Source organism: Candidatus Palauibacter sp., assembly GCF_965261555.1.
GTDB lineage: Bacteria > Gemmatimonadota > Gemmatimonadetes > Palauibacterales > Palauibacteraceae > Palauibacter.
The window spans coordinates 849,191-876,136 of record NZ_OZ253465.1; the positions used below are offsets into that span (position 1 = coordinate 849,191).

Annotated in this window: 20 protein-coding genes; 7 read left to right on the top strand and 13 right to left on the bottom strand. The window is 66.6% G+C overall.

Annotated features, from left to right (window positions below; genetic code table 11):
• Positions 1 to 43: 43 nt before the first annotated feature.
• Positions 44 to 4,459 (top strand): leucine-rich repeat domain-containing protein, encoded by a 4,416-nt coding sequence (locus ACQY5G_RS03650; protein ID WP_428277098.1) that lies wholly within the window; start codon positions 44 to 46, stop codon positions 4,457 to 4,459.
• 86 nt (positions 4,460 to 4,545) lie between these two features.
• On the opposite strand, the gene ACQY5G_RS03655 is transcribed toward ACQY5G_RS03650, so the two are convergent.
• Genes ACQY5G_RS03655 through pckA form a run of 3 tightly spaced genes read right to left on the bottom strand, consistent with a single transcriptional unit; the run spans position 4,546 to position 8,732 of the window.
• The gene (locus ACQY5G_RS03655) at positions 4,546 to 5,427 is read right to left on the bottom strand and encodes a PPK2 family polyphosphate kinase (RefSeq protein WP_428277100.1); all 882 of its coding nucleotides are present in this window, start codon (positions 5,425 to 5,427) and stop codon (positions 4,546 to 4,548) included.
• 25 nt (positions 5,428 to 5,452) lie between these two features.
• Positions 5,453 to 7,087: a tetratricopeptide repeat protein gene (locus ACQY5G_RS03660; protein ID WP_428277102.1), complete on the bottom strand. Its 1,635-nt coding sequence runs from the start codon at positions 7,085 to 7,087 to the stop codon at positions 5,453 to 5,455.
• A gap of 37 nt (positions 7,088 to 7,124) precedes the next feature.
• Positions 7,125 to 8,732: a phosphoenolpyruvate carboxykinase (ATP) gene (gene pckA, locus ACQY5G_RS03665; RefSeq protein WP_428277104.1), complete on the bottom strand. Its 1,608-nt coding sequence runs from the start codon at positions 8,730 to 8,732 to the stop codon at positions 7,125 to 7,127.
• 169 nt (positions 8,733 to 8,901) lie between these two features.
• Between pckA and ACQY5G_RS03670 the strand changes: the two genes are divergently transcribed.
• The 4 genes from ACQY5G_RS03670 to ACQY5G_RS03685 all read left to right on the top strand — a co-directional run bounded on the left by ACQY5G_RS03670 (position 8,902) and on the right by ACQY5G_RS03685 (position 12,387).
• Positions 8,902 to 9,909 (top strand): polysaccharide deacetylase family protein, encoded by a 1,008-nt coding sequence (locus ACQY5G_RS03670; protein WP_428277106.1) that lies wholly within the window; start codon positions 8,902 to 8,904, stop codon positions 9,907 to 9,909.
• 4 nt (positions 9,910 to 9,913) lie between these two features.
• The gene (locus ACQY5G_RS03675; protein WP_428277108.1) at positions 9,914 to 10,162 is read left to right on the top strand and encodes a ribbon-helix-helix domain-containing protein; all 249 of its coding nucleotides are present in this window, start codon (positions 9,914 to 9,916) and stop codon (positions 10,160 to 10,162) included.
• Positions 10,159 to 10,629, top strand: coding sequence for a type II toxin-antitoxin system VapC family toxin (locus ACQY5G_RS03680; RefSeq protein ID WP_428277110.1), 471 nt, complete (start codon positions 10,159 to 10,161; stop codon positions 10,627 to 10,629). Before ACQY5G_RS03675 ends, ACQY5G_RS03680 begins: the two co-directional genes overlap by 4 nt.
• 633 nt (positions 10,630 to 11,262) lie before the next feature.
• Positions 11,263 to 12,387: a hypothetical protein gene (locus tag ACQY5G_RS03685; protein ID WP_428277112.1), complete on the top strand. Its 1,125-nt coding sequence runs from the start codon at positions 11,263 to 11,265 to the stop codon at positions 12,385 to 12,387.
• A gap of 1,356 nt (positions 12,388 to 13,743) precedes the next feature.
• On the opposite strand, the gene ACQY5G_RS03690 is transcribed toward ACQY5G_RS03685, so the two are convergent.
• The 3 genes from ACQY5G_RS03690 to ACQY5G_RS03700 are packed head-to-tail and all read right to left on the bottom strand — an operon-like array spanning position 13,744 to position 16,637.
• The gene (locus ACQY5G_RS03690; protein ID WP_428277114.1) at positions 13,744 to 15,924 is read right to left on the bottom strand and encodes a S9 family peptidase; all 2,181 of its coding nucleotides are present in this window, start codon (positions 15,922 to 15,924) and stop codon (positions 13,744 to 13,746) included.
• 28 nt (positions 15,925 to 15,952) lie between these two features.
• Positions 15,953 to 16,417, bottom strand: a complete 465-nt coding sequence (locus ACQY5G_RS03695) for a PIN domain-containing protein (protein WP_428277116.1) — start codon at positions 16,415 to 16,417, stop codon at positions 15,953 to 15,955.
• Positions 16,395 to 16,637: a hypothetical protein gene (locus ACQY5G_RS03700; RefSeq protein ID WP_428277118.1), complete on the bottom strand. Its 243-nt coding sequence runs from the start codon at positions 16,635 to 16,637 to the stop codon at positions 16,395 to 16,397. The genes ACQY5G_RS03695 and ACQY5G_RS03700 overlap by 23 nt, the downstream gene beginning before the upstream one ends.
• 37 nt (positions 16,638 to 16,674) lie before the next feature.
• Between ACQY5G_RS03700 and ACQY5G_RS03705 the strand changes: the two genes are divergently transcribed.
• A complete protein-coding gene (locus tag ACQY5G_RS03705) occupies positions 16,675 to 17,778 on the top strand; it encodes a serine hydrolase domain-containing protein (RefSeq protein WP_428277120.1) in 1,104 nt (367 codons plus the stop codon).
• A 4-nt stretch (positions 17,779 to 17,782) separates the two neighbouring features.
• Here the strand turns inward: ACQY5G_RS03705 and ACQY5G_RS03710 are convergent, their stop codons facing one another.
• The 6 genes from ACQY5G_RS03710 to ACQY5G_RS03735 form a co-directional block, all read right to left on the bottom strand.
• Positions 17,783 to 18,982 (bottom strand): cytochrome P450, encoded by a 1,200-nt coding sequence (locus tag ACQY5G_RS03710; RefSeq protein WP_428277122.1) that lies wholly within the window; start codon positions 18,980 to 18,982, stop codon positions 17,783 to 17,785.
• A 34-nt stretch (positions 18,983 to 19,016) separates the two neighbouring features.
• A complete protein-coding gene (locus ACQY5G_RS03715) occupies positions 19,017 to 19,652 on the bottom strand; it encodes a hypothetical protein (protein ID WP_428277124.1) in 636 nt (211 codons plus the stop codon).
• Positions 19,653 to 19,698: 46 nt separating this feature from the next.
• Positions 19,699 to 20,253 carry a peptide-methionine (S)-S-oxide reductase MsrA gene (gene msrA / locus ACQY5G_RS03720; protein WP_428277126.1) on the bottom strand — a complete coding sequence of 185 codons (555 nt, stop codon included), beginning with the start codon at positions 20,251 to 20,253 and terminating at the stop codon, positions 19,699 to 19,701.
• 4 nt (positions 20,254 to 20,257) lie between these two features.
• Positions 20,258 to 21,931: an amidohydrolase family protein gene (locus ACQY5G_RS03725; RefSeq protein WP_428277128.1), complete on the bottom strand. Its 1,674-nt coding sequence runs from the start codon at positions 21,929 to 21,931 to the stop codon at positions 20,258 to 20,260.
• 91 nt (positions 21,932 to 22,022) lie between these two features.
• A complete protein-coding gene (locus ACQY5G_RS03730) occupies positions 22,023 to 23,285 on the bottom strand; it encodes an ATP-binding protein (protein WP_428277130.1) in 1,263 nt (420 codons plus the stop codon).
• Between the two features lie 224 nt (positions 23,286 to 23,509).
• Positions 23,510 to 24,964: an amidohydrolase family protein gene (locus ACQY5G_RS03735; protein ID WP_428277132.1), complete on the bottom strand. Its 1,455-nt coding sequence runs from the start codon at positions 24,962 to 24,964 to the stop codon at positions 23,510 to 23,512.
• Positions 24,965 to 25,164: 200 nt separating this feature from the next.
• Between ACQY5G_RS03735 and ACQY5G_RS03740 the strand changes: the two genes are divergently transcribed.
• On the top strand, positions 25,165 to 25,590 hold the full coding sequence (locus ACQY5G_RS03740) for a TonB-dependent receptor (RefSeq protein WP_428277134.1): 426 nt from the start codon (positions 25,165 to 25,167) through the stop codon (positions 25,588 to 25,590).
• 52 nt (positions 25,591 to 25,642) lie between these two features.
• Here ACQY5G_RS03740 and ACQY5G_RS03745 read toward each other — a convergent pair whose 3' ends face one another.
• Entirely contained in the window at positions 25,643 to 26,905 is a 1,263-nt protein-coding gene (locus ACQY5G_RS03745; RefSeq protein WP_428277136.1) for a dicarboxylate/amino acid:cation symporter, read from the bottom strand.
• Positions 26,906 to 26,946: the final 41 nt, after the last annotated feature.

Here is a 26,946-nt window from a genome sequence, read left to right on the forward strand (position 1 = left end):
GGACGGCGACGGTCCCACGGAAACACCTGAAGCTCCCCGTCCGATGACGCTCACGGTGATCCCGCTCACGGCCGAGCTGAACGCATTGGGCGCGACGGTGCAATTGGCGGCGGACGTGCGTGACCAGATTGGGGGGGTCGTGGCCGGGGCCACGGTGACGTGGCAGAGCAGCACGCCCGCGGTGGCGACAGTGGACGGATCGGGTCTGGTGACGGCGGCGGGTAACGGGGAGGCGACGGTCACGGCGAGGGCCGGCGGGGCTTCGGGAACGGCGGTGGTGACGGTGATGCAATCGCCCGATTCGGTAGCGGTGTCACCTGCGGAAGCGGCCATCTCGGCCCTGGGCGACACCCTGCAGCTGGCGGCCGAGGCGTTCGACGCGAACGGGCACGCCGTGGCGGGCGCGAACTTCGAGTGGGAGTCGAGCGACGCCGCGATAGCGACTGTCGACGCGTCGGGCTTGGTGACAGGAGTGGCCAACGGGACGGCAACCATCACGGCGCGTGCGGGAGAGGCGGAGGGGCTGGCCGAGGTCAACGTGGGTCCGAACCAGCAGCTGGAGGCACTGGCGGCGCTCTATCATGCCACGGGCGGGCCGAACTGGGTCAACTCGGACAACTGGTTGACGGATGCGCCGCTGCGGGACTGGCACGGTGTGGTTACGGATAACTCCGACCGAGTCGTCCGGTTGGAATTCCGCATGAACAACCTCTCCGGCCCACTCCCGGCCGAACTCGGCAACCTCACCAGCCTGACGGCGCTGGTTTTGCGTGGCAACAACCTGGATGGCCCGATCCCGCCCGAACTCGGCAATCTCGCGAGCCTCACGACGCTGCACCTGGTCGCCAACAAGCTGATCGGCCCGATCCCGCCGGAGCTCGGTAACCTCACCAGCCTGACGGAATTGGATCTCTATTTGAACAACCTGCGGGGACCGATCCCGCCCGAACTCGGCAACCTCACCAACCTGGAGATCCTGGACCTCCCAACCAACCAACTGTCCGGCCCGATCCCGCCTGAGCTCGGCAACCTCACCAACCTGACGAGGCTAACCCTCAGTCTCAACAACCTCTCCGGCCCGATCCCGCCCGAACTCGGCAACCTCGCTAACCTTGCGGAGCTGTGGCTCCTCACGAACAACTTGACGGGTTCTATCCCACCCGAGCTCGGCAAACTCACCAGCCTGACGAGACTGTTTCTCGACAGTAACAACCTGTCTGGCCCGATCCCGCGGAGCTTCCTGGATCTCGACGAGTTGCAGGAATTCGGGTTTTCGGATAACGCGGGCCTTTGCGCGCCAGGCACTTCAGATTTCGTGGGTTGGATGCAGGCCATGGAGGAACTTCCCGAAGGCCCCTACTGCAACGAGCCGGACATGGAGGTGCTGGAACTCCTCTTCGAGACCTCCGGCGGTCCCAGCTGGACGAGCGCGAGTGGCTGGTTTGAGACTCCGGTGCTCGACGAGTGGGACGGGGTGACGGCGGACTCTCTCGGACATGTAGTGGCCCTCGACTTGGCGCGCAACGGTCTGAAGGGTTCGCTGCCGCCCAGTCTCGGGAGTCTGTCCCAGCTGACGACACTCCGCGTCGGGGGCAATGAGCTCGCCGGGCGGCTACCGCGTTCGCTGGCGCGTCTCGCGCTTGTCGAGTTCGACTACGCTGGTACCAGCTTGTGTGTGCCGGCGGAGGCTTCTTTCGAGGCATGGCTGAACGGGATTGCGTCGCACCATGGCACGGGTTTGGTGTGCGATCCTCTCTCCGACCGCCAGATCCTGGTCGGGCTCTACGAAGCAACGGGTGGGCCGACGTGGACCCACGCCGACAACTGGCTGTCCACGGCACCGCTCCGGGACTGGCACGGTGTGGGTACGGACAACGCCGGCCGAGTCGTCCGATTGGAACTCACCGGAAACAATTTGTCCGGTCCAATCCCGGCTCAGCTCGGCAACCTCGCCAGCCTGCAGGACCTCCGGCTCGAGTTCAACGACCTTGTAGGCCCGATCCCGCCAGAACTCGGCGATCTCACGAGTCTCGAATTGCTGCTTCTCGAGGACGCTGGCCTCGTGGGTTCGATCCCGCCGGAACTCGGCAACCTGTCAGCCCTGGAGAGCCTCGACCTCCGCGCGAACACCCTGACCGGCCCGATCCCGCCTGAGCTCGGAAGCCTCGCCAGCCTGGAGAACCTCCGGCTCCAACGCAACGACCTGTCGGGTTCGATCCCGCCAGAACTCGGCGATCTGACCAGGCTGACCGAACTCCTGCTTTACGACAACGATCTTGTCGGTCCGATCCCTCCCGAGTTCGGCAATCTGACCAGACTGAGGGCCCTCCGTATCGACGAGAACACGCTTACGGGTTCGATCCCGCCTGAACTCGGCAATCTGTCAGCCCTGGAGAGCCTCGACCTCCGCGCGAACACCCTGACCGGTCCGATCCCGACCGAGCTCGGCAGCCTCGCCGGCCTACGGCGTCTCGCGCTCGATTTCAACGAACTATCGGATCAGGTCCCGCCTGAACTCGGCAACCTCGCCAGGTTGGGTGAGTTGCATCTCGACTACAATCGCCTGTCGGGTCTGATCCCACCCGAGCTCGGCAACCTCGCCAGGCTGGAGGACCTCCGGCTCCAACGCAACGACCTGTCGGGTCCGATCCCGCCTGAACTCGGCAACCTCGCCAGGCTGCGGCGCCTTTGGCTCGAACGCAACGACCTCTCCGGCCCGATCCCCCCCGAACTCGGCAACCTCACGAGCCTGGAGGAGCTGTATCTCGACAACAATCGCCTTTCGGGTCCGGTTCCGCCTGAGTTCGGTGGAATGTCGAGCCTGCGCCAACTCTCCCTCGCCAACAATTCCGGGCTGTCGGGGGCGTTGCCGACCGGACTGACGGCTCTGCCGAGACTTCAGGCACTGACAGCCGCGGGCACGGATCTTTGTGCACCCCGGGACCCCGAATTCCAGGTCTGGAGCGAAGGTCTCCACGTGTTCCGCGTAGCCGCCTGCGCCGACGGACACCGGTCAGTGGCGTACCTGACGCAGGCCGTGCAGTCGCCGAAGTACCCGGTTCCGCTTGTCGCAGGCGAGCAGGCGCTGCTGCGAGTCTTCGTAACCGCCGCGCGTCCCACGACAGCCGAGATCCCCCCCGTCCGGGCCCGGTTCTACCTGAACGGGACAGAGATCCATGTGTCGGATATTCCGGCAGAGGCAGCACCGATCCCCACCGAGGTCGTAGAGGGCAGTCTGTCCAGGTCCGCCAATGCGGAGATCCCAGGGGCGATCGTGCAGCCGGGTCTCGAGATGGTGATAGAGGTCGACCCGGACGGGACCCTGGATCCCAGTCTCGGGGTGGCGCGCCGGATCCCGGAGACTGGACGCACGGCAGTCGACGTGCGCGAGTTGCCCGTGTTCAACCTGACAGTGATTCCCTTCCTTTGGAGTGCCGCCCCGGACAGTGCAGTCCTGGAAGCTGTGGAGAGCATGGCAGCCGATCCGCAGGGTCACGAGCTACTGTGGCATACTCGCACACTGTTACCGATCAACGATCTGGAAGTGAGAGCCCATGAGCCCGTGGTGACTTCGAGCAACCATCCTTACGCGCAATTGCAGGAAACTCGAGCGATTCGGGCGATGGAGGGCGGCTCCGGCTATTACATGGGCATGAACTCGGATCCTTTCACGGGGGGTGGGATTGCGGGACTGTCCTCAGGACAGGTGAGCTTTGCAAGACTGATACCCTCGACCATCGCCCATGAAATTGGCCATAGCCTGAGCCTCGACCATGCACCATGCCAGGTCAATACGTTCCTGGACCATTTCTTTCCCTACTGGGACGGACGCATAGGAGTTTGGGGGTACGACTTCGATACCGGGCGTCTCGTGCCGCCCGACACGGGTGACTTGATGTCCTACTGCCGCCCGCGGTGGATCAGCGACTACAGTTTCACGAACGCGCTCCGCTACCGACTAAGAGCCGAGGACCCGCCGGCGGCGGCGGCAACCTCCCTCTTGCTGTGGGGCGGGATCGATGCGGAGGGAGAACCGTTCCTGAACCCGGCTTTCGTGGTCGACTCCCCGCCTGTGCTCCCGGCCACCGCCGGTGAGCACCGGATCACCGGACGGACCGCCGCTGGCGGCGAACTCTTCGCCGTCGACTTCGGCATGCCGGAGGTGGCCGACGGCGACGGAGGTTCGTCTTTCGCTCTCGTTCTCCCGGTGCAGCCGGACTGGGCCGACAACCTCGCGAGCATCACGCTCTCCGGACCTGGCGGTTTGGCGACACTGGACACCGACACCGATATCCCCATGTCCATCCTGCTCGATCCGAACACCGGACAGGTGAGAGGCATCCTTCGTGACGTGCCACGGGCGGATGCGGCGACGGCGCTCGCCCCGCCGGCCGGCCCCGAGCGCTTTGACGTGCTGTTCAGTCGTGGGCTTCCGGGTGCCGCGGCCTGGGGTCGGTGAAGGCTTGACGGTCGTTCGAATCGGCGCCGAGACGGTATCCGCGCGAAGTTCCGACGCAAGATTCCGAAGCGGTCTCATCCCCGTCGCTAGAGTTCGGCGGTGAGGTGGGCGCGGTAGTCCTGGAGTTCGGCGCGTTCTTCCTCGGGTAGCTCCGGGTACGTGAGGTCGAGGGTGGCGAGCTGGTCGCGCACGAGTCGGGCGACGAGCAGCCGCATCCAGGGCTTCGAGTCGGCGGGAATCGCGTACCACGGGGCCCACCGGCGGGCGGTCGCCTTGATCGCGTCCTCGTAGGCGGCCATGTAGTCGTCCCAGTGCCGGCGTTCCTCGATGTCGGCGCGGTTGAACTTCCAGTTCTTGTCGGGGCGGTCGATGCGGCGGAGGAAGCGGCGGGCCTGCTCGTCCTTCGAGATGTTGAGCCAGAACTTCAGGATCACGGTCCCGTTCCGGGCCAGGTGCCGTTCGTGGTCCCGGATCGACTCGTAGCGCTCCTCGCACCATTCCAGGATCGGCAGCCGCCGGGGAAGCTTCTGCCGCTCGAGGTACTTGGGGTGGACCCGCACGATGAGCACTTCCTCGTAGTAGCTGCGATTGAAGATCCCGATCCGGCCCTTCTCCGGCAGCCGGCGCGTCGTGCGCCACAGGAAGTCGTGTCTCGCCTCCAGGTTGGACGGCGCCTCGAAGGCGTTGATCCGGAAGCCCGCGGGGTTCACGCCCGTCATGACCGCCCGCAGCGTCGAATCCTTGCCGGCCGCGTCCATCGCCTGGAAGACGAGCAGCACCGCGTAGTGGCGGTGCGCGTGGAGACGCCGCTGGAGCCGCGAGATCTCGCGCACCGTGCGCTTCAATTCCTTCTTCATCGCCGCCTCGGACGGCGCGTCGGGCGGCGGCGCGGTCACGGCCCGGGAGATGTCGAAGTCGCCGTCGTAGCTGATCCTGAACGGACTCTCCGGCGGCGAGAAGTCGATCATGCGGAGCGGCTCGTCTCGCCGGATCTCAGAACCTCGAGCTGCGCAGCCAGGTGTCCGCCCGGACCCAGTAGCGGTCGAACTCGCGCCGCGCCTCCTGGGCCTGCGCGGTCTTCTTCTGAGCCTTGAGCGCCTGCGCGAGTCCGAACCAGGCCCAGCCCTGGTTGGGGAGATCTTCGAGCGCGTCGCGATAGACCTGTTCCGCCTCCCCCGCCCGGTCGTTCTCGAGCAGGATCGCGCCGAGCGTGTGCCGAACCGGCATGTGCCACGCCCGCGGCTCGGAGTAGATCAACCCGTCTTCCTTCTCGATCCCGTGCTTCAGCGCCGCCACGGCCTCCGCCGCCTTCCCCCGCGCGTTCAGGATCTCTCCCGCGAGGATCGAGCGCGGCAGCGCGACGACGTCGGCGAGCGGGCTGTAGCGGAACGTGGCGGAGGGATCGGCGCCCTCGAGCGCTTCGTCGATCTCCTCGAGGTGGTCCTGCGCGACGTCGATGTGCCCCATCCGGAGGTAGGCGAGGCCGCGCGAGAAGCTCCACGCGACGAGTTCCATCGGATCGTCCGACTTCGGACCGTCGCCCGCCAGGATCTCGCTCCAGCGGCCGAACGCCGCGTAGGTAAGCGGGATGTAGGCTCCCCACGGGCCGCGGTGCCCGGAAAGATCCTTCGCGGCCTGGATCGCGACGGCGCTCTGTCCGTCCATCACGGCCGCGTTGAGCAGCATGTGCAGGTTGTGGGACGGGTAGACGCCGGGAGGCCCGCCGTGCGCCGCCTTCTGATCGGCGTGCCACGCCTGCTGGTTGCCGCGCACCGCGTCGCCCCAGCGGCCGATGTTCATGTAGATGTGCGTCGGCATGTGGTGGATGTGGCTCACCGCGATCTGGCTGCCGAGGTGATCCGAGCACGCCTCGGCCAGACCCGGATCCTGCGACGCCTCCACGAGGTGGATGTAGAGGTGGCAGGCGCCGGGGTGACGGATGTCCCGCGCGAGGACGGTTTCGAGGATGGGGCGGATCTTCTTCACGTCCTTCGCTTCGAGATCCACATCTCCGCGCCGGGGGCGCAGCAGCATCCAGGCCTCGGCCTGCAGCGTGAGCACGTCCAGGTCGTCCGGGTAGCGGGCCGCGACCTTGTCCATCTCGCGCGCGTACAGCGTGTCGAGCATGCGGCGGCGGGAGCGCTCCGGGTCGGCCTCGAACCGCACGTCAAAGGCATCGATGAGCGCCTGTTCGACCTCGGTCGCGCCCGACCTGTGCTCCTTCGCCTTCTGCATGGCGGCGTGGGCCGAGCGTTCGTTGCCGGGCGACATGCCGCCGTTCAGGTACGGCGCCAGCGACCAGGCCTCGCCCCAGTAGCAGGAGGCGCACTCCGGATCTTCCACCTGCGAGGCGCGGAACGATTCCTCGGCGGTCGACGTTCCGAAGGCGTACATGAAGAGCAGACCCTCGTCGAAGTAGGCCTGTGCCTTCTCCGACGCCGTGGTGACCGGCCGGTTGTGCGGGCCGAGATTGCCGTAGAGCGGCGTGGAGTTCCCGTCGCCGTTGCCGGCCTGCGCCACGCCCCCCACGGAGGCGCCCGCCATCTGCGGCGCGTCGCGCTGCCCGCTCGAACACCCGGCCAGCAGCACCGCCAGGCCCACCGCCAACATCAGATCACGTCGCCGCATCGGGCTTCCTCCTCATGTTCGCCGCCCGTGGCCGGAGTCAGACCACGGGGCCCGCCGTACAGACCTCCGGCGGACAGTCGTCCTCGTATTCCGTGAAGTTCTCCCTGAAGAGCCGCGCCAGGTGCGCCGCCTTCTCATCGTACGCCGCGGGGTCCGGCCACGTCGCGCGCGGCCGCAGAATCTCGCTCGGCACGCCCGGCACTTCCGTCACGACGTGGATCCCGAACACCGGGTCCGGCTCCGTCGGCGCGTCCGCCAGTTCGCCCGCGTGGATCGCGTCGACCATCCGGCGCGTGTGCGGCAGGTCGATCCGCGCGCCGACGCCGAACGGCCCGCCGCTCCAGCCCGTGTTCACGAGCCACACGTTCACGCCGTGCTCATGCATTCGGTCCGCGAGCAGTCGCGCGTATTTCGCCGGGTGCCACACGAGGAACGGGCCTCCGAAGCAGGGCGAGAAGGTGGCCACGGGATCGGTGACGCCGACCTCCGTGCCCGCGACCTTCGCCGTGTACCCGCTGATGAAGTGGTACATGGCCTGCTCGGGCGTCAACCGGCTCACCGGCGGCAGCACGCCGAACGCGTCCGCCGTGAGGAAGATCACTTCCGTCGGGTGGCCCGCCACGCACGGCACCTGCGCGTTGTCGATGAACTCGATCGGGTAGCTGCCGCGCGTGTTCTGCGTGATCGACGAATCCGACCAGTCCACGCTCCCGTCGTCCCGCAGCACGACGTTCTCCAGCACCGCGCCGTAGCGGAGCGCCCGGTAGATGTCGGGCTCCTTCTCCTCGGAGAGGTCGATCGTCTTCGCGTAGCAGCCGCCCTCGATGTTGAAGATCCCCGAGTCGGTCCAGCAGTGCTCGTCGTCGCCGATGAGCCGCCGGTTCGGGTCGGCCGAGAGCGTCGTCTTCCCCGTTCCGGAGAGACCGAAGAGGAGCGACGAGGCCCCGGTCTCCGGGTCGGTCGTCGCCGAGCAGTGCATCGACAGCACCTCACGCTTCGGCATGAGGTAGTTCATGATCGTGAACACGCCCTTCTTCATCTCCCCCGCGTACTCGGTCCCGAGGATGCAGGCCTCGTTGTCCGTGAAGGAGAGGTCCACGCTCGTCCCGGAGGTGACGCCGTCCACGGAGGGATCCGCCGCCTCCTGGCCCGCGTTGTAGACGACGAAATCGGGCTCGCCGAACGCCTTCAACTCTTCGGGTGTGGGGCGGATGAGCATGTTGTGCATGAAGAGGGCGTGGTACGGGCGGTTGCAGATGATCCGCACGTTGAGGCGGTACTCCGGGTCCCAGCCCGCGAAGCCGTCGATGACGTAGAGGAGATCCTGCCGGTTCAGGAAGGCCCGGACGCGCGCCCGGTTCCGCAGGAAGCTCTCGCGCTCGAGGGGGAAGTTGACCGGACCCCACCACACATCGCGCGCGGTCTCCGGATCGTGGACCACGTGCTTGTCGTTCGGGGAGCGACCGGTCTTGGCGCCGGAGAAGGCCACGAGGGATCCGTTCGCCGCCCTGACCGCCCCGGGTTCGCGTCCGCTCAGGGCATCCGCGTAGATCTCATCGACGGAGGGGTTCCGCTTGATGCGGGTGACGGTGATCCCGTGCGTGCTGAGGTCCATGGTGCCGACTTCGGCCGTTGTAGTCGTCATGTGTCATCGTCGCCATAATCAGGGGAGGGCCGGCACCACGGCGACGAGCCCACGATTCGGGGACGGGCTCTCAGCGCCGGACGGAATCGGCGCCGACCGTCCGATTCACGAGCAATCTGTTAAAATAAGCCTTCAGACTCGAGATGACTACCGAAACGGGGGAATCCTCATGACCGGGCGCATACAATTCAAGCTCTCCTCGACTCGTTCGCTGGCGCGCGGACTCGTGACCGCGCTCTGCGGCCTGGCGGTGCTGTGGACGGCGCCGGCGGCGCCGATGGCCGCCCAGGAAGCGGACGACCCGCCGTGGCGCTGGTCCGAGGAGCGGGTGTTCGAGGCCGTGAACCGCGTGCGCGCCGGCCGCGACCTCAACCCGGACTCGTGGCCGGACGGGGGCCGCGTCGCCGTGCTGCTCTCCTTCGACGTGGACAACGAGACGGTCTGGCTGCGGAACGGCGACACCAACGTCGGCGGGCTCTCGCAGGGAGAATACGGCTCGCGCGTCGCCCTCGGCCGCATCATCGACCTGCTCGACGAGTACGGGATCGCGGCCTCGTTCTTCGGACCCGCCCTCAGCTTCAGCCTCGCCCCGCACCAGGTCGACATGATCCAGGCGTCGGGCCGCCACGAGATCGGCGTCCACGGCTGGATTCACGAGCGCAACGCCACGCTCCCGCGCGACGAGGAGGAACGCCTCCTGCGCATGGCCGTCGAGCGGCTGACGGAACTCATGGGCGAACGCCCCGTCGGCTACCGGGCGCCGTCGTGGAACTTCAGCGATTCGACGCTCGATCTCCTGCTGGAGATGGACTTCCTGTACGACTCATCGCTCATGGCCGACGACCGGCCCTACGAGATCAACCAGAACGGCGAGCCCACGGGCCTCGTCGAACTCCCCGTGGACTGGATCCTGGACGACGCGCCGCTCTTCAACCCGCTCGGCGACCGCTATTCCAACCCGCGCGAGGTGCTCGAGGTCTACAAGGACGAGTTCGACGTCGCGTACGAGGAGGGGACGATGTTCCTCCTCACCATGCACCCGCACTACATCGGCCACCGCTCCCGGATCGTGATCCTGCGCGAACTCATCGAACACATTCGCTCGAAGCCCGACGTCTGGTTCGGGACGCACCGCGAAGCCGTCGAGTGGGTCCGCGCCCAGGCGTCGATGCCGTAGCGTCATGCGCCTCACGATTCACTTGGACGATGACCTGATGCGGGCGGTGCAGCGCCTCGCGCTCGAGACGGGAACAACCGTGACCTCCGTCATCACGGAGTCCCTGCGGGAGCGGCTCCAGCGGCACCGGCATCGGACTTCCAATCCGCCCGCGCCGCTCTCGCTCGTGACCACGGGAGAGGGCGGCCTGCGACCCGGGGTCCACCTTGATGATTCCGCAACCCTCTTCGAACTCATGGAAGACGGCGGTTGATCCTTCCCGACGTCAACATCCTCGTCTACGCCCATCGCCAGGATGCTCCCGACCATCGGCGATATCTCGACTGGCTGGTCTCCGAGGTCGACTCCGATGCGGCATTCGGGCTGAGCCCGCTCGTTCTCAGCGGGTTCATCCGCGTGGTCACGCACCCGAGGGTGTTCAAGATTCCGAGTACCCTGTCCCGGGCGACCATGTTCGTGGAACAACTCCGCGAGCGGCCCAACTGCATCGAAGTGACGCCCGGCGCCCGCCATTGGGCCATCTTCCTACGGCTTTGCAGCGAAGCCGGGGCGAAGGGCAATCTGGTCCCGGACGCGTACCTCGCAGCCATGGCGATCGAGAGTGGATGCGAGTGGGTGCGACGGACCGTGGCGCCATCCGCTCGCCTCTGCTCCCGCTTGACCCGTGCCCGGAATGTTCGAGCCCCAGCCACGGACGCCCGCGAACCCCGGGGACGGTGAAGGGCGGATATCATTGGAGCTATGCCATCTGGTCAGACGACCCCTAATCGGATGACATCCATCCGGGGACTTATGTGACCCCCGTCCCGGCCCCATAATGGCCGCCACGTTAGGAAGATTCCATTTTCCGAAAAAGGGGGGGGCACGAAATGAGCAGATGCACCAGAGTTGTAGCCGCCGTCTGCATGCTGACTCTGTCTTCAATTTTCACGGGCACGCGCCCCGCGCTGGCTGCCCCAACCGTTGAGGACGCTCCGTCGGCCGCCGTCTCGGCTACACTCTCCACTCCCGGCGTGTGCACGACCAGCGCGGGGGCCACCGGGAGTTCCCACCGCAGCCTCGTGGCTACCCACAAAGAACCAACAACGCTGTCGGCTGTGAACGACGGGTCCGACCTCGATGCGGTGCGCCCCCGAACATCCGTGCCGCCTGATTCTCTGGATGATTATGCGACCCAAGGGCCGTGTGCCTGGGCGCTCACCCTGGTAGTTGGGGGCCTGCGGTTCAGCTGGCCTCACGCTCATCATACCCGATCCCATACCTGGAGCCGATGAGGTCATTCTCACCCGTGCTTGCCTACGGGCGATTCGACACGCCGCTAAGACCTGTAAAGGGTTGTTTTAGGCGGCTTCGATGATCATCGTTGCGACGGTCGTCGGGAGCGTGTTGGGAATCAATCCAAGTAAACAGGAAACCGTGGAGCAGCAATTGCTTTCGGCTCAATGGGTCGACGAGTTTACGGTCGGGCATCGCGATGGTGATCGCGTGTTCTCGCAAGTGGCAGCGATGGAAATGACGCCGTCCGGTGACCTCATCGTGCTCGACGCCGGCGAGCACGCCATCACCGTATGGGATGCTCACGGGAACGAGACTCACCACTGGGGAAGACAAGGCGAAGGGCCCGGCGAATTCATGAATCCCGGTGGCTTGGCGGCGTCCACTCCGCTGCTGGCGATCACCGACGGCCTCCGCGTCCACGTCTTTGAGGGCGACGGAACGGTCGTTGAGACCCTCAGGCTACCGGGAATCCAGCTCGCTTTGCGACCGGTTATCGATTCGTCGGGCCGCACATCGGTGCTGACGCTCAATCTGCTCGACGGGGAACTCCGACTTCAGCGACTCGACGACGATGAGGTGCTGTGGCGCGTCCCGGCGGAGAACTTCCTGGAGCAACGCCTCTTTCGCCCCAGACCCGTCCTGACCGTCCTTTCGGGCGGCAGGGTCGCGTTGAACCTGGATGCTCGCTACGCGGTCGAGGTCATCGACTTGGCGTCTGCCGAGGTGGTGGGGAGTATTGAACGAGACATCGCTCCCCGATCGATCACATCGTCCTTCGCACGCAGAGTTCGCGAATACTTGGCCAACCCCGGCTCCGCACCATCCGGCTGGTCATCTGTCGTCGGTGACCCGAGCCGGGCAGCCCTGCCCGACGATGCGATAGATGAGATCGAGTTCCCAGCCACGTTCCCGTCCATCCTGCACATGTTTCGAGGCCCGCCCGGTGAGACGGTTTGGGTTCGGCGCGGCCTTGGAGTCGACGACGAGCTTGCTCCACCCGTAGACCCGCCGGACGGACTCGCCCCGATGTGGGATCTGTTCGACGGTACCACGTACAACTACATGGGTGCCGTGCAGCTGCCCGAGGGGTTCATTCCGTATGCGGGGGATGCAGCGCGGTTGGCGGGGGTACAGAAGAACGCTCTGGATGTTCAAGCGGTGCGCGTCATCCGAATCCACCTTGCCGCCAACCCAAAGTAAGCCCTGAACCCCAGGGAGCCCCGATCTATCCTCCACCTGGGGTAATTTCGATCCGGTACTTTACTATGCGTGGCAAGTCGAACATGGAGGCCTCAAGAAGCTATACGTAGTCGGCCGTCGCCAGCAAGGGACGCTGGTAATCGGCGAGGGTGATTCTAGCCAAGGCACCCTCACTCTGCGTCGCAAGGACCCAGTTCGCCTCTCGAGACGCCGACCGTTCACGCCCGATCCAGATTGCGCCCGCTGATCCCTGGATTAAATCGTTGAGCGGTGGATAGTATCGCGGAACATGGATTGCCTCTCGCAATTGACGTGCTATTTCCTGCGTTGGCCTAGCCGCCTGTACACGACTTCCGGGTCGCGTTGAATTCTCGCGACCCAACTCATACACGACACTGTCCACGGCCGCAGCCGTCAACTGCCTCGGTCGGTAACGCAGCGCCACGCTGGTGTCGCGTCGGCCATCAAAGTGGTACCGCTCCACCACAATGAATCCTTCGTCGTCCGCTTCGACAACTGCCCGCGCCGCCAGCGCGTAACGTTCCGTTCCTCCGAACGCCACTGGAGCTCGTTCGCTGAACGGTTGCCGCAATCTCGCGACGCCGCCAGGGCGCCCAGAGGGGCGCAACAGCATGTGCTCGTGCCACACTTCGCTCGCGACTAGTGAATCCAGCAGTCCTTCGTTCGCATGCCATCGCCACCATAGCACCCGACCCTGTCCACTCGGATCACCTGACACGCCATTTAGAGGTAGCGGAGATCCGACGATGGAACCGTCCGGTGCCAATCTCAGCCGTTGACCAGCGGCCTGCCCCGGAACGTCCGGAGTGACCGTTTCCAAGAGAGAACCATCTGGCAAAAACCGCGTCACACGACCAAGTAAGGGGTCCGAAGTCCAGACTGTGTCGCCGTGGGCACCCAGGCCGTCAAGCCACCGAAATTCCCCCGGCCCCTCACCCGCCCGTCCAATTTCCCTTCGGTACGACCCATCCCTGTCGAATACGAGCACCTCTGTTTGTCCCCCCAACAGTACTGTTCCATCCGACAGCTCCCAGAGATACGACGGTCGCCTGCTGAGCGGAGCGTTCACGACGTCTATCGTCGCGACTTCGACGAGCCTGGCCGAGGGCAATTCCTCTTCGTGCGGTATGGCCTGACCGAGAACCGGAGCAGCCCAAACGCTCAGCGGAGCCAAGCGTGCCAGCCGGATGCACCTCCGCAGCCCCGGCCCCACGCGCGCCAGCCACCTTGTCGCTTCGTTCGACGGCTCAATCACGGGTAGTGACTCCAACGTCTCTGGTTGATTGCGCTCAATCCGGGTTGACGAAGTAGGATGGAGCAGTCGACCTATCAAGATTAGCGCGGAGCGGGCTCCTCCAGTAGGTCGAGGATGAAGGCGAACTCGAAGGCGAGTTCCTCGTAGCGTCGGTCGCGGCCCGAGCCGCCGCCGTGGCCCGCGTCCATGTGCGTCTTGAGGAGCAGGCGGTTGTCGTCCGTCTTCGTCGCGCGCAGCTTCGCGACCCACTTCGCGGGCTCCCAGTACTGCACCTGCGAGTCGTGCAGTCCCGTCGTGACGAGCAGGTTCGGGTAGTCCTTCGCCTCCACCTGGTCGTAGGGGGAGTAGGAGAGCATGTAGCGGTACGACTCGAGTTCGTGAGGGTCGCCCCATTCGTCCCACTCGAAGGTCGTGAGCGGAATCGACTCGTCCAGCATCGTCGTCACGACATCGACGAACGGGACGTGCGCGACGACGCCCCGGAACAGCTCCGGCCGCATGTTCACGACCGCGCCCATGAGCAGACCCCCGGCGCTCCCGCCACGGGCGAAGAGCTTCTCGGGACTCGTGTAGCTTTCCGCGACGAGGAAATCCGCCACGTCCACGTAGTCGGTGAAGGTGTTCTTCTTGTTGAACATCTTCCCGTCCTCGTACCACGCCCGGCCCAGTTCCTGTCCGCCGCGGATATGGGCGATCGCGTAGACGAATCCGCGGTCGAGGAGGCTCAGGCGGGTGGAGGAGAAGGTGGGCTCCATGCTCGCCCCGTATGAGCCGTAGGCGTAGAGGAGGAGCGGGTTGTCGCCGTCCTTCTCGAGACCGCTGCGGTAGACGAGGGACACCGGGACTTCCACGGCGCCGTCCCGGGCGGGGGCGTGCAGTCGCTCCACCACGTACTCCGCGCGGTCGTAGCCGCCCAGGACTTCGTCCTCCTTGAGCAGCGTGCGCTCGCGCGTGGACATGTCGTAGTCGTAGACGGAGCGCGGCGCCGAGAGCGACGTGTACCCGTAGCGAAGGATGTTCGTGTCCAGCTCGGGGTTGGCCGACAAGGAAGCCAGGTAGGCCGGCTCGTCGAACGCGATCTGGTGCTCCTCCCCTTCCCACGCGCGGACGCGCAGACGGGTGAGCCCTCCCGCGCGCTCGGAAAGCACGAGGTAATTCCGGAACAGCTCGAACCCCTGCAGGAAGACGTCGCTCCGGTGCGGGACGACCGTCTCCCAGTTGTCCGTCGCCGTCCCGTCCAGGGGAGTCCGCATGAGCTTGAAGTTCTCGGCCCCGTCGAGGTTCGTCCGGACGTAGAAGTGGTCCCCGAAGTGGTCGAAGCGGTGCTCGTGCCCGCGCTCGCGCGGGAGGAAGAGGGTGAACTCGCCCTCGGGGTTCGTCGCGTCGAGGAAGCGGTGCTCGTCCATCACGGTGTGTGAGGAGGAGATGACGAGGTACCTCTTCGACTTCGTCTTGCGGACGCCTGAGCTGAACTCCTCGTCGTCCTCCTGGTACACGAGCACGTCGTCCGCGGGATCGGTACCGAGCCGGTGCCGGTAGATCTGGTACGAACGCAGCGTGCCGGGATCCCGGCGCGTATAGAAGAGCGTCCGGTTGTCCTCGGCCCATACCATGTTGCCCGAGGCGCCCTCGATCGCTTCCGGGTAATCCTCACCGGTGTCGAGATTCCGGACCCGGATGGTGTAGATGCGGCGGCCGCGGGTGTCCTCGGCCCACGCCATCAGGTCGCCGTCGGAGCTGACTTCCGGGAAGGCGGCGTAATAGTCGTGACCCTCGGCGAGCGGGTTGACGTCGAGGATGACTTCCTCGTCCGCGTCGAGAGACCCGCGCTTCCGGGCGTAGATCGGATAGTCCCGACCGTCCTCGGTGCGGCTGTAGTAGAAGAAGTCGCCCTCCCTCACCGGCACGGAGAGGTCGGTCTGCCGGATCCGCCCCTTGATCTCCTCGAACAGCGTGTCCTGGAGGTCTTCCGTGTGCGCCATCAGCGCGTCGGTATAGCCGTTCTCCGCCTCGAGGTATGCGATGACCTCGGGATCCTCGCGCTGGTTCAGCCAGTAGTAGTTGTCGATCCGCGTGTGCCCGTGCGTCTCCAGCTGTTCCGGAATCACGCGTGCGACGGGGGGCGCGACCCCGGCGTCGGCCGGGGATTCGGAGGCGGGATCGGCCCCCTCCCCGGTGCAGCCGGCGGCCTGGACGCTCACGGCGAGCACCGCCGCGATGAGGGAAAAACGGTCATGGCATGCTGCCTTCGCTCGCGGCATCGACGACTCCTTCGTGAGTGAATGCTCCTCAGCAGGTCTGGGCCTCCATGATTCTGGCCGGCGTCTCCGACCTCGTTCGAAACGGGTTGATCACGCGGACGCCGCCGAAGTCATGTCCGTGCTGCAGGTCTTCGGTCAAGAGTATAGAGCACCCGCAGGATTGCGCGGCGGCCACGATGAGCGCGTCCCACCAGGAAACCGCGTGCTGATCCTGTAGCACCCACGCTCGTTCCAGAATACGGGCGTCGGTCGCCACCGGCCGCCAGGCGATGAGATCCCGAACGATTTCGCGAACCTCGGTGGGGTCGAACGCGAGACGTTCCTTCCGGGTGAGGGTCACGTAGAATTCCTGAAGAACCTGAAAGCTAAGGCGTCCGGTCCGCGAACGCGCAAGGAAAACGATCCATTCCTCGGCACAGGCCTGCTTCGAGGGATCGCTCTCGTCATGCCGGTAGACGAAGATGTTCGTGTCAACGAAGACCTGGGCGATCATACAGCTCCTCTCGAGTGGGTCTGCGGCCCTCGGGCCAGTCGATCTTGCGAGGCTTCCGAGCGAGGTAACGCTTCATCGCGACCTCGTAGTCGTCCTCTCGGCGCCGCGTCCGCTCCAGTAGCTCGCAGATCCATTTTGAGACGCTCCGGTCGTCCTCGGCCGCCTTGACCCGCAGCCACCGGGCAACATCTTCGGGCAGTGTGATCGTGATGTTCTTCACGTCCTCTTCTCCTCGCGCGAAACGGAACACGATTATCGTGAAACACGAAAACCGTGTCAAGCGCTCCGAAGTGCTGACGGCGCTGGTTCTGGCGCTTCTGGCGGGGTTCGCGTGCGCTCGGGCGCCGGTCGCCGAGAGCGCGGCGGACGCCGTTTATCCGGGCGCGTCGTGGGAGCGGATTGGGGATCCGGCGGCGGCCGGGTTCTCGGGCGCGGCGCTGGACGCGATCCATCCCTACGTCGAGGGGATCAATACCTCGGCGGTGATGGCCGTGGTCGGGGGGCGCGTGGTGTTCGAGCACGGACCCGTCGACTCGCTCAGCTATCTCGCCTCGGTGCGGAAGAGCATCCTCGCCATGCTGTACGGGAGCTACGTGGCGGACGGGACCATCGACCTCGAACTCACCCTCGAGGATCTTGGCATGGACGACGTGCAGGGCCTCCTCCCGATCGAGAAGCGCGCCCGCGTCCTCGATCTCGTGACCGCGCGCTCCGGCGTCTACCACCCCGCGTCGAACGCGGGGGACAACCTCGCGGACGCTCCGCCCCGCGGCTCGCAGGAACCCGGCACCTACTACCTGTACAGCAACTGGGACTTCAACGCGGCGGGGGCCGTCTTCGAGCAGCTCACGGGCCGCAACATCTACGACGCGCTGGAGACGGATCTCGCGCTGCCGCTGGGCTTCGAGGACTGGGACCGGTCGATTCACCGCAAGTCGGGGGACGAGACGCGCTCCCGGAACCTCGCCTACCACATGGTCCTCTCCACGCGGGACATGGCCCGGATCGGCCACCTCATGCTACTTGGCGGCGTGTGGGGGGAGGAACGAGTGCTGCCGCAGGGGTGGGCCGAACGCATCACGAGCGTCGTCACGCCCTCGGAGGAGATGAATCCGGAAGGCCTGCGAGGCGGCGAGTTCGGCTACGGGTACATGTGGTGGGTGTGGGACGGGCCCGCCGTGCCGGAGGGGTTCGAGGGGGCGTACTCCGGCCGCGGCGCCTATGGCCAGTTCATCACGGTCATCCCCTCGCTGGACATGGTCGTCGCCCACAAGACGGTGCCGGACGCCCAGACGCCATGGGACGACTACATGGGCATCCTCACCCGCCTCGCCGCCGCGCACTGCGGCGCGAACTGCTGACGGTTCAGACCTTCCACTCCACCCACAGCGTCGCCGGTTTCCGGAACTCGTAGCCGTACGGGGCTGTGGGGCGGTCCGGGTCAAGGCGGAGTCCCGGGCAGTGGGCCCACAGGGTCTCGATCACGACACGTGTCTCGAGACGGGCGAGCGGGGCGCCGAGGCAGAAGTGCCGGCCCACCGCGAAGGAGAGGTGGTCGCCCGCGTTTTGGCGGGTCACGTCGAAGCTGTCGGGATTCTCGAAGTGCGACGGATCCCGGTTCGCCGCGCCCAGCATGCAGTGGACGACCTCGCCCCGCGCGATGGGGACTCCGCGGACCTCGGTATCGCGGGTCGCGTGGCGGGCGGCCGACTGCACCGCCGGCTCCCAGCGCAGCGTCTCCTCGATCGCCAGATCCAGCGCCTCGCCGCTCGACCGGACGGTCTCGAGTTGCTCGGGGTGCGAGAGGAGCGCCCAGACGGCGTTCGCGATCATCGATTCGGTGGTCTCGATGCCGCCGAAGAGGATGATGAGCGCGTTGGAGCGGATCTCTTCCGCCGTGAGCGGGTCGACGTGGTCGCACACCAGGTCGGAGAGGAGCGTGCCGTCCGGGTCCCGCTCGAGTTCCGTGAGCATCGGTTCGAGCGCCCGGCCGAACGCGTCGGCCGCCCCCTTGCCCGCGGCACGCAGGTCCGGATCACCCGCGAAGTTCGCCAGCGCCCGGGCGAAGTGTTCGTACCACTCGCTCACGCGCTCCGTCTCGCTCAGCGGGATGCCGAGCACGGACAGCACCGAATGGAGCGCCACCGGGCGCGCGACGGTCGTCCGCACTTCGCCGGTCCGGCGGTTGTCCGACCGCAGTTCCGTCACAAGCCGCTCGACCTCCGCCACCAGAGGCGGCAATGAAGCCGTCTTCAGGCGGGAGGCGTGGAACGGGGGCAGGCACTTCCGCCTGTAGCGGATCTGCGCCGGACCCTCGGTCGTCATCATATGGACACCGAACATGTCGCGGATCGTGGACGGGGCGTCCGTCGTGAACAGGTCGGGGTCCCGGAGCACCGCGAGGATGTCGTCGCGGCGGGTGAGGAACCAGCGCTGGATCTCCGGCACCCAGGTGACGGGTTCCGCCGCCCGCAGTGCCGCGAAGATCGGATAGGGATCGACGGCCAGATCCGCGAGCCGCACCCCCGCCCCCAAGGGAAACCGGTCGCTCCGGGACTCGCTCACGGTCCAGCCAGGTTCCCGACCGCGGAGAAGTCGATCAAAGCCCGGACCACATCAGCACGGCGAAGCCGATGAAGAGCGCATAGATTCCAGCCACGCCGGCGACGATCCAGCGGCCCCGGCCGCGGTAGGTTCGGAAGAGGAAGACGGAAACCGCCAGGACGAGGACGACTTCCGCGGCCGCCGCGTATCCGCCGTAGTGCTCCGGATCCCAGTAGGACACGGGACTCGTGAACCGCCAATCGCTGAAGGGGAAGAAGTGGCGGTGCGCGTCCTCCCGGTGCAGGGGGAGGTCGCCCAGCGCGTGGACGATCATGCTCGCAACGAACAGGGTCGATGCGGTGAGCTTCGTGGGCCGCGGCGCGGCGGCCATCGCGGCTGGCGGGACGCGCCCGGCGGTCGAGCGCCGGCCGATGACCACGAGGAGGATGCACAAGGCGATCCCGAGGAGGGGGATCGAACCCGGGATGTCGAACACGACCTGCCAGCCGGGGTCGAAGTAACGCTCCGACCAGATCCGGCCCTCCGACACCCCGCGCACGAGCCGCTCCCAGACGTAGAAGACGAGCATCGGGACGTCCGGCGCGACGGCCCCGAGCGCGACCGGCAGCGCGTTGCGCTCGGACCGGCCCAGGACGATGAGGCTGAGCGCCGCGTGCGCCGGCGTCGTCACGCGGCCGTCCGTGGCCGCCGCGGGGTTCGAGCCGGCGGGGGCTCCGTCAGACGCCCGCTCCGCGCCTCAGCCGCTGCAGGTGCTGCCGCCGGAACTTCGCCACCTTCGGCGCCACGACCGCCTGGCAGTACGGCTGGCTCGGGTTCCGATTCAGGTAGTCGTCGTGGTACGCCTCCGCCGGGTGGAACGTCTCCAGCGGCGCGATCTCGGTCACGATGGGGTCCGGCCAGATCCCGGCCGCCGTGATCTCCGCGACCTTGCGCTCGGCCGCTTCCCTCTGTGCCTCGCTCTCGTGGAAGATCGCCGAGCGATACTGCGTCCCCACATCCGCACCTTGCCGGTTCAACGTCGTCGGGTCGTGAATCGTGAAGAAGACATCCAGAAGATCGTCGAATGAAACCGCGTCCGGATCGTACGTGACCCGCACCGCTTCGGCGTGCCCTGTGCGACCCGTGCACACTTGCTGGTAGGTGGGATTCTCGGCATGCCCCCCCGCGTAACCCGACTTCACGCCGTGGACGCCTTCCAGAAGCTGATACACGGCCTCGAGGCACCAGAAGCACCCCCCGGCCAACGTCGCCGTCTCCGTTCTCTCACTCATCCATTCAATTCCCGTTGTCGGTGGTGGTGGTGGTCATCGCGCGCTTCTGTTCCTCGACCATCTCGGCCACGTCGGCGAGCAACTGTTTCGCGTCGTAGACGATGCCGTCCTTGATCGTGTAGAGGATGCCGCCTACGGTCTCCACCTCTCCCGTCTCGTCGTTCAGGCGCCGGGCGCCAGTCCCGTACAGGACCTTGAGGTTGTGGATCGGGTTCTCCTCCACGATCACGAGGTCCGCCAGCAGGCCGCGGCGCACGACGCCGAACTCGATGGGGCGGCCGGTCGGCTTGAACAGCGTCTCGGCCGCGTGCATGGTCGCGGCGCGGATCACCTCCAGCGGATGGAACCCGGCGTGCTGCAGAAGTTCCATCTCCTGGATCGTGGAGAAGCCCATGAGGTTGTAGATGTAGCCGGCGTCCGAACTCGCCGTGACGCGGCCGCCCATGTTCTTGTAGTCGTTGAGCAGGTCGTGCCACACCTCGAGGAAGTCGCGCCACGCGACCTCCTCCCACGTCGTCCAGTCGAAGTAGTAGGAGCCGTGGTCCTCGCGGTTCGCCTCGTAGAACTCCCACAGCGTCGGCAGCGTGTAGGTCTCGTGCCACGGGGCGTACATCTGGTCGTCCACGTCCCAGCTCGCCTGGTACGCGGTCATCGTGGGGTCGAGGGTAACATCGAGCGAGAGCATCTCCTCGAGGAAGGCGGTCCACTCGGGGCCGCCGCGGTCGTGGATCAGGTTCCACTGCATCGGGACCTGACCGAAGCGGTGCTGCTCGTCGTTGTAGTTCATCTCGGGGGGCCATGGCTGGACGTCGTAGTCCCTGTACAGCGCCTCGAACAGGCCGTAGAAGTGCGTGACGGTGCCGAGGCCGAGGCGCGCGGCGTCGAGCGCATTCATCTGCGCGACGCCCATCTGGCCGAGGTGGGCCGTGCTGCCGAGTCCGAGCTGGGCGGCCTCGTCGAGCAGCGCCTCCATGATCTCGGGGCGGAACGAGTTGAGCTTGAGTCCGTCGCCGCCCGACTCCTTCACGTACCGCGCCCAGTCCCGCGCGTCCTCCGGGGTGTCGATGATGCGGCCGCTCCACCCCTCGCCGCCCGCGCCGGTGAAGGGATAGACCCACATGCGGGGGGCCACGATCTCGTTCGCCGCGCTCCGCGCCTTTTCGCGGATCGACCAGTCGTGCGGGCCGAAGGCGACGCCGCGGCCGGTCGTGATCCCATGCGACATCCACAGCTTGTACGTGTACTCCGCCTCCGGCGCCTTGGGGACGCCGCCCGTGTGCAGGTGGAGGTCGACGAAGCCCGGCAGGACGTACATGCCGGTCGCGTCGATTTCATGCACGACGGCGTCGGGGTTGCCCTCGACCGCGAGGCCGGGACGACGCGACTCGTCGATGGGCCGCTGCGGGACGCCCACGCCGACGACATCGACGATGCGGTTCCCCTCGATGACGATGTCCATCGGCCCGATGGGGGGCGCGCCGGTGCCGTCGATCACGGTGGCGCCGCGGATGATGAGGCGGTCGTACGGTCCCTCGCCCTCGTCCGGGCCCCGGTCCGGAGCTCCGATCATCTGCATCGGCTGCATGGCCGCAGCCGCTGTGGCCAGCAGGATCAGCGCCGAAACGGCGGCCAGCGCGCTTCGCGCGACGCTTCGGTTGGCGCGGTCGGTCGTCTTCATGGGTCGTCCTCCATCGATGGTGCGGCGGCGCTCCGCCCGGGGGGCGGGAGGGACCGCTGGCCGTCTGCGGCGTTAGTCCGGCCACGGACCGCTACGGCCCAAGGGCCGCGACGGGGATTACGGCGACACCGTCCGCACGTTCGTATGCGTAGCCATCGTGAACGATAATGCAGAGGGCCGCCGGTTCTCCACACCGGTCCGTATCCACCCGCTCCGCAAACTTGAGCAGGACCCTGGCGGCGTCGTCGATCCGGTGCGTGCCCAACTTTACTTCGAAGGCGGCCCAGCGGCCGGGTCCCGCGTCGACGATGGCGTCCACTTCCAGACCTGTGTTGTCGCGATAGTGGTACACGTCTGCGTCGATGGCCTGGGCGTACACGCGCAAATCGCGCACGACCAGCGATTCGAACAGCAATCCGAACCACCCGATGTCACCCATTAGGTGCCGGGCGTCCGCGCGGAGGGCGGCGGCGGCCACCGATGGATCCGCGAAGTGCCGCTTGGGCGTCGCTCGCAGCCGCGAGCGCGAGCGCAGGTGGGGTCCCCAGGGAGGCTGCGGTTCGATGAGCATGAGGCGTTGCAGCGTCGCCAGGTAGGTGCGCGCGGTGGTCTCGCTCAGCGGCGGACCCGGCCCGCCTACATCTTTCGCCAACGTCGCGATGGACGCAGTCGTCGATACGTTGCGCGCGTACGACTGCAGGAGGCGGCTCACGCGTTCCGGATTGTGCCGCGTCCCGTCCAGGTTGGGGACATCCGTCCGACAGACCTCGACGATATAGTCTCGGTTCCCCCGCAGAGCCGCACGTGGCGATCGTCCGAGGTTGGCGGGCCAGCCGCCGACACAGACGAGTTCGGCGAGCAACTTCGTGCTCAGCCGAGCCTCCGTACCCGTCACGCGCTCGCCGCCCAGGACGGCCCGGAGCGACACGGACCCGGTGGACCTGCCCAGTTCGAACAGGGACATGGGCCGCAGATGAAGTCGGCTCACGCGGCCCGCGCCGGAATGACGAGTGATGTCGTCCGATGGCACGGCGGAGCCCGTGAGGATGAACTGCCCCGCCGCCTGGCGGTCGTCGACCGCGCGCCGCATGTGATTCCAGAGTCCGGGCTCCAGCTGCCACTCGTCGAGGAGGCGGGGTGTGGGGCCCGCCAGCAGCTCGGCCGGATCCAGCCTGGCGAGCCGCCGGGCCGCCTCGTCCACATCGAGGCGTACCTGGCTGCCCGCAAGACGCTGCGCCATCCACGTCTTTCCGGAGGCGCGCGGTCCTTCGATGAGGACGGTGCCCGCCGCCGCGAGGCGCTCCTGCAGTTCGGCGTCCGCTACCCGTGGGCGGTAGTCCTGTGTAGTTGCCATCGTCGCATTCTACTCGGTTGTGCGTCCGGCTGTTGCAACCCTCCCAACTTTCAGATTACGCTGAAACAATCGGAATCGCAACGAATTCATGAGCGGTATTGCAATATTATGATAATTGGATTTGCAACGCTTGTACGATCTTGTTTGCAACATCCTTGCAATCGGAATCGCAACTCTGTGACTGCGACGGTTTGTAGCGTGCCTGGGCGTGGAGGGGCTTTCGGCTAACCGTCGAGGTGGTAGAGGCGGCGGTTGTTCTCGTGCAGGATCATGCGCGCGGCCGCCACGGCCTCGTCGCGGTTCAGGATTCCGGCGTCGACGTAGATCCCGAGTGCCTGCGCGAGGAATCGTCGGCCCCACTTGGCCCCGAGCCAGAAGAACTCCGGCAGGTGATAGGCGTCGCTCCCGAACAGGATCTTGGAGAGGGGGACGACCTCCATCACCTCGAGGAACATGCGGAGCATCCCGTGGTGGATGAGGGGCGCGGCGAGCGACAGTTCGAAGTGGCAGTTGGCGTACAGGTGCGTGAGCCACGCGGCCTGGCCGATGAGCGGGTAGCCGGCGTGGATGAGGATGACCTGCGGCATGCGCATGACGCCGCCGCGCTCGAAGCGGACCATCTCCTCCATGAGGAACGGGTCCTGGTTGCGCATGATGCCGCGCGGGGCCTCGCCGTCGCCGGCGTGGAACTGCATCGGCATGTCCCGCTCCAGGCAGGCTTCGAGCGCCAGCGAGTGCAGGTAGCGCAGGGCTGCGCTCTGCAACTGCCAGTAGTCGTCGCGATCCTGGGCGTCGGCCGCGGGGACCTCGCCCCGCGCGCGCCGGGCCCGGAACGCGTCCCACGAACGGCGGGCCGCGGCCCGGTCGAAGTGCGGCTTCAGCAGTCCCAGCCGCGGGAGCAGGTACGACTTCATCCCGTACGAGGGAGCGCCGAGGTTGCCGTCGCCGTCGAGTCCCGCCTCGATCTCGGCCATCATCTGCGTCTCGATCTCGTCGATGCCGAGGTCGAGGTCCTCGCGCATGAGGCCGCCGAGGATCGTGTCCACGCGCAGGACGTGGCGGCCGCGGGCGGGTGCGATCGCGTCCTTGAAGCGGATCATGCCCGCCTCGTCCATCCCCTCGCGGTAGCCGGTGTCGAGCATCGCGTTCTCGATGTTCGCGTCGGCGAACAGGGCGCCGAGATAGCTCGCGTAGTCCGCGCCTCTCTCGTTCCGGGCCTCGATCACGGCGTCGAAGGTCGCGTCGCAGTCGAGGAAGGCCGCGAGTTCCTTCACGAGGTAGCGGAGGAAGACGGTCTCCCCCGCCTGCTCGAGGACGCGCGCCCGCGTGGCGGCGATGTCGAATTCGGCGTCGAGCGTGCTTCGTTCCGCGGCGTCTCCGGCCCGCCAGCGCTGGTACACGCCAGCCGGGAAGTAGCGGTCCATGGGAAAGGCGGAGAGCGCCAGCCGCTCGATGAACGCGTCGGGATCCGTTTGCGCGTCGTCGAAGGTGAGCGGGTGGCAGTGCGTGTCGTCGACGGGGATCCCCCGCAGATCGTCGAGCAGCGCCCGTGCGGTGGGGTCCAGTCCCTCGGCACCCGCCCGGCCGGCATCGAATGAGGCCCCTCCCGCGCAGGCGCCGAGGAGCGCGCTCCCCCCGCCGACCCCGGCCAGGCTCAGAAACTCCCTGCGATCCGGCATCGCCAGACCTCCTGTTCCATCTCGCCGGTCTCCGCACCGCACTCCGACCGGCCACCCGACAGGTGGTCACGTTCGATCCCGAATCGACGGCGCGCAAGCCGAAATGCGGTCCGCGGATGCGGTCGACCTGTCCGAGAACGGGGAGACCGGACGTTTAGCACGTGGGACTGCGGAAGAACGGTGCAACGGAAGGAGCGGTCATGCGCTTCGGTAACCTGTCGACCACCGCCATGATGATGGCTGGCATTCTGACGAGCGTCGGATGCGACCGCGGCGAGTCGCCTTTCGCACCGGATTTCGGCGTCGAGGAGCCACCTCGGCCTTCAGTTTCGGCAGAACCCCCTTCGGCGGCGGAGCTTCCTGCGGAGACGACGGACGTTCAGCCCAAATCGACCCCGCGGATCAGCCGGGTCTCGATCCGGCCTCTGATCATAATCGACGGCGTCATGCAGCCGGAGGACTCAGAACTCGCGGGACTCGAGGCCCTGGACATCTACCACGTGGAGATCGTGAAGGGGCGGGCGGCAGCAATCCTGTTCGGGCCGCGTGCCGCGAACGGTGCGATCGACATCCAGACGAGGCACCGGACTCAAGCCACCATCCTGAACGGGCTGAAGCCGCGGTGACCGGGCGCGGGGCCGGTCCTCTCCCGGCCCCGCGCGCTGATCCCGTCCGCCGTCAGTGGCGGACTTCGGTGTCTACCCCCTCCTCCCCTTCGGAGCGGGCGATGATCGCGGCGCCGCACGAGTCGCTGAACACGTTGACCGCGGTGCGGTACATGTCGAGCGGCCGGTCGATGGCGAGCATCGCGCCCACGATCGTGATCGCCTCCGGGTTGTCGCCGAGGCCGATCGCGTTCAGGACGATGAAGATCACGACGACGCCGGCCGACGGCACCGCCGCCGCGCCGATCGAGGCGAGAAGCGCCGTGAGGACGACGATCGCCTGCTGACCGATGGTGAGGTCGACCCCGAGCACCTGCGCGATGAAGAGGGCGCCGGCGCACTCGAAGATCGCCGTGCCGTCCATGTTCACCGTGGCCCCCATCGGGAGCACGAACGAGGAGACCTTGTTCGAGACGCCGACCTTCTCCCGCAGCGTCTTGATCGTGACCGGGAGCGTCGCGCCCGACGAACTCGTCGAGAACGCGGTCAGGAGCGGCTCGCGCAGGTTCGCGAAGTGGACCAGCGGCTTGATGCGGCCCAACAGGATCAGCAGGAGCGGCATCGTGATGAAGAGGTGGATCGTGAGCCCCGACCCGATCGTGGCGAAGTACTTCGCGAGCGCGGCGAAGCGGTCGAATCCGGTCTCCCCCACCATGCGCGTGATGAGCGCGAAGACGCCGATCGGGAGAAACTTTATGATCCCGGACGTGAGCGCCATCATCGCCTTGAAGAAGGCGTCGAAGATGTCGGTGACCACCACGCGGGGCTTCTCCGGCAGCCCCGTGATCGCCGCGCCGAAGACGATGCAGAAGAAGATGATCGCCAGCATGTCGCCCGCGGAGGCTGCGGCGAAGAAGTTGCTCGGGACGATGTCGAGGATGAGTTCGACCGGAGAGTCCGGCGTGCTGAGCTCGGGCACCTCCTGTTGCGCCGCCGCACCCATGTCCGCGTTCTGCCCCGGCCTGATGAGGTTCACCATCAGGAGCCCGGTCAGCGCCGCCAGCATGCTCGACAGCACGTAGTAGCCCATCGTCTTGCCGAACAGGCGGCCGATCGCCCTCCCCCCGCCCACGGAAGCGACCCCGGACACGATCGAGGTGAGCACGAGCGGCACGATGATCATGCGGAGCAGCTTCATGAACAGCTCGCCGATCCAGCCGATCGCGTTGGCCGCGGGCGCTCCGAAGGCCCAGCCCACGCCGAGGCCGAGGATCATGGCGGACAGCACCTGCCAGTGAAGGCGTCGGTACCAGGGAAGGGTGGGATCGTATTCCATTGGCGTCTCCGGTGCGGCGCCGTCGGGCGGCGCATGTCCAG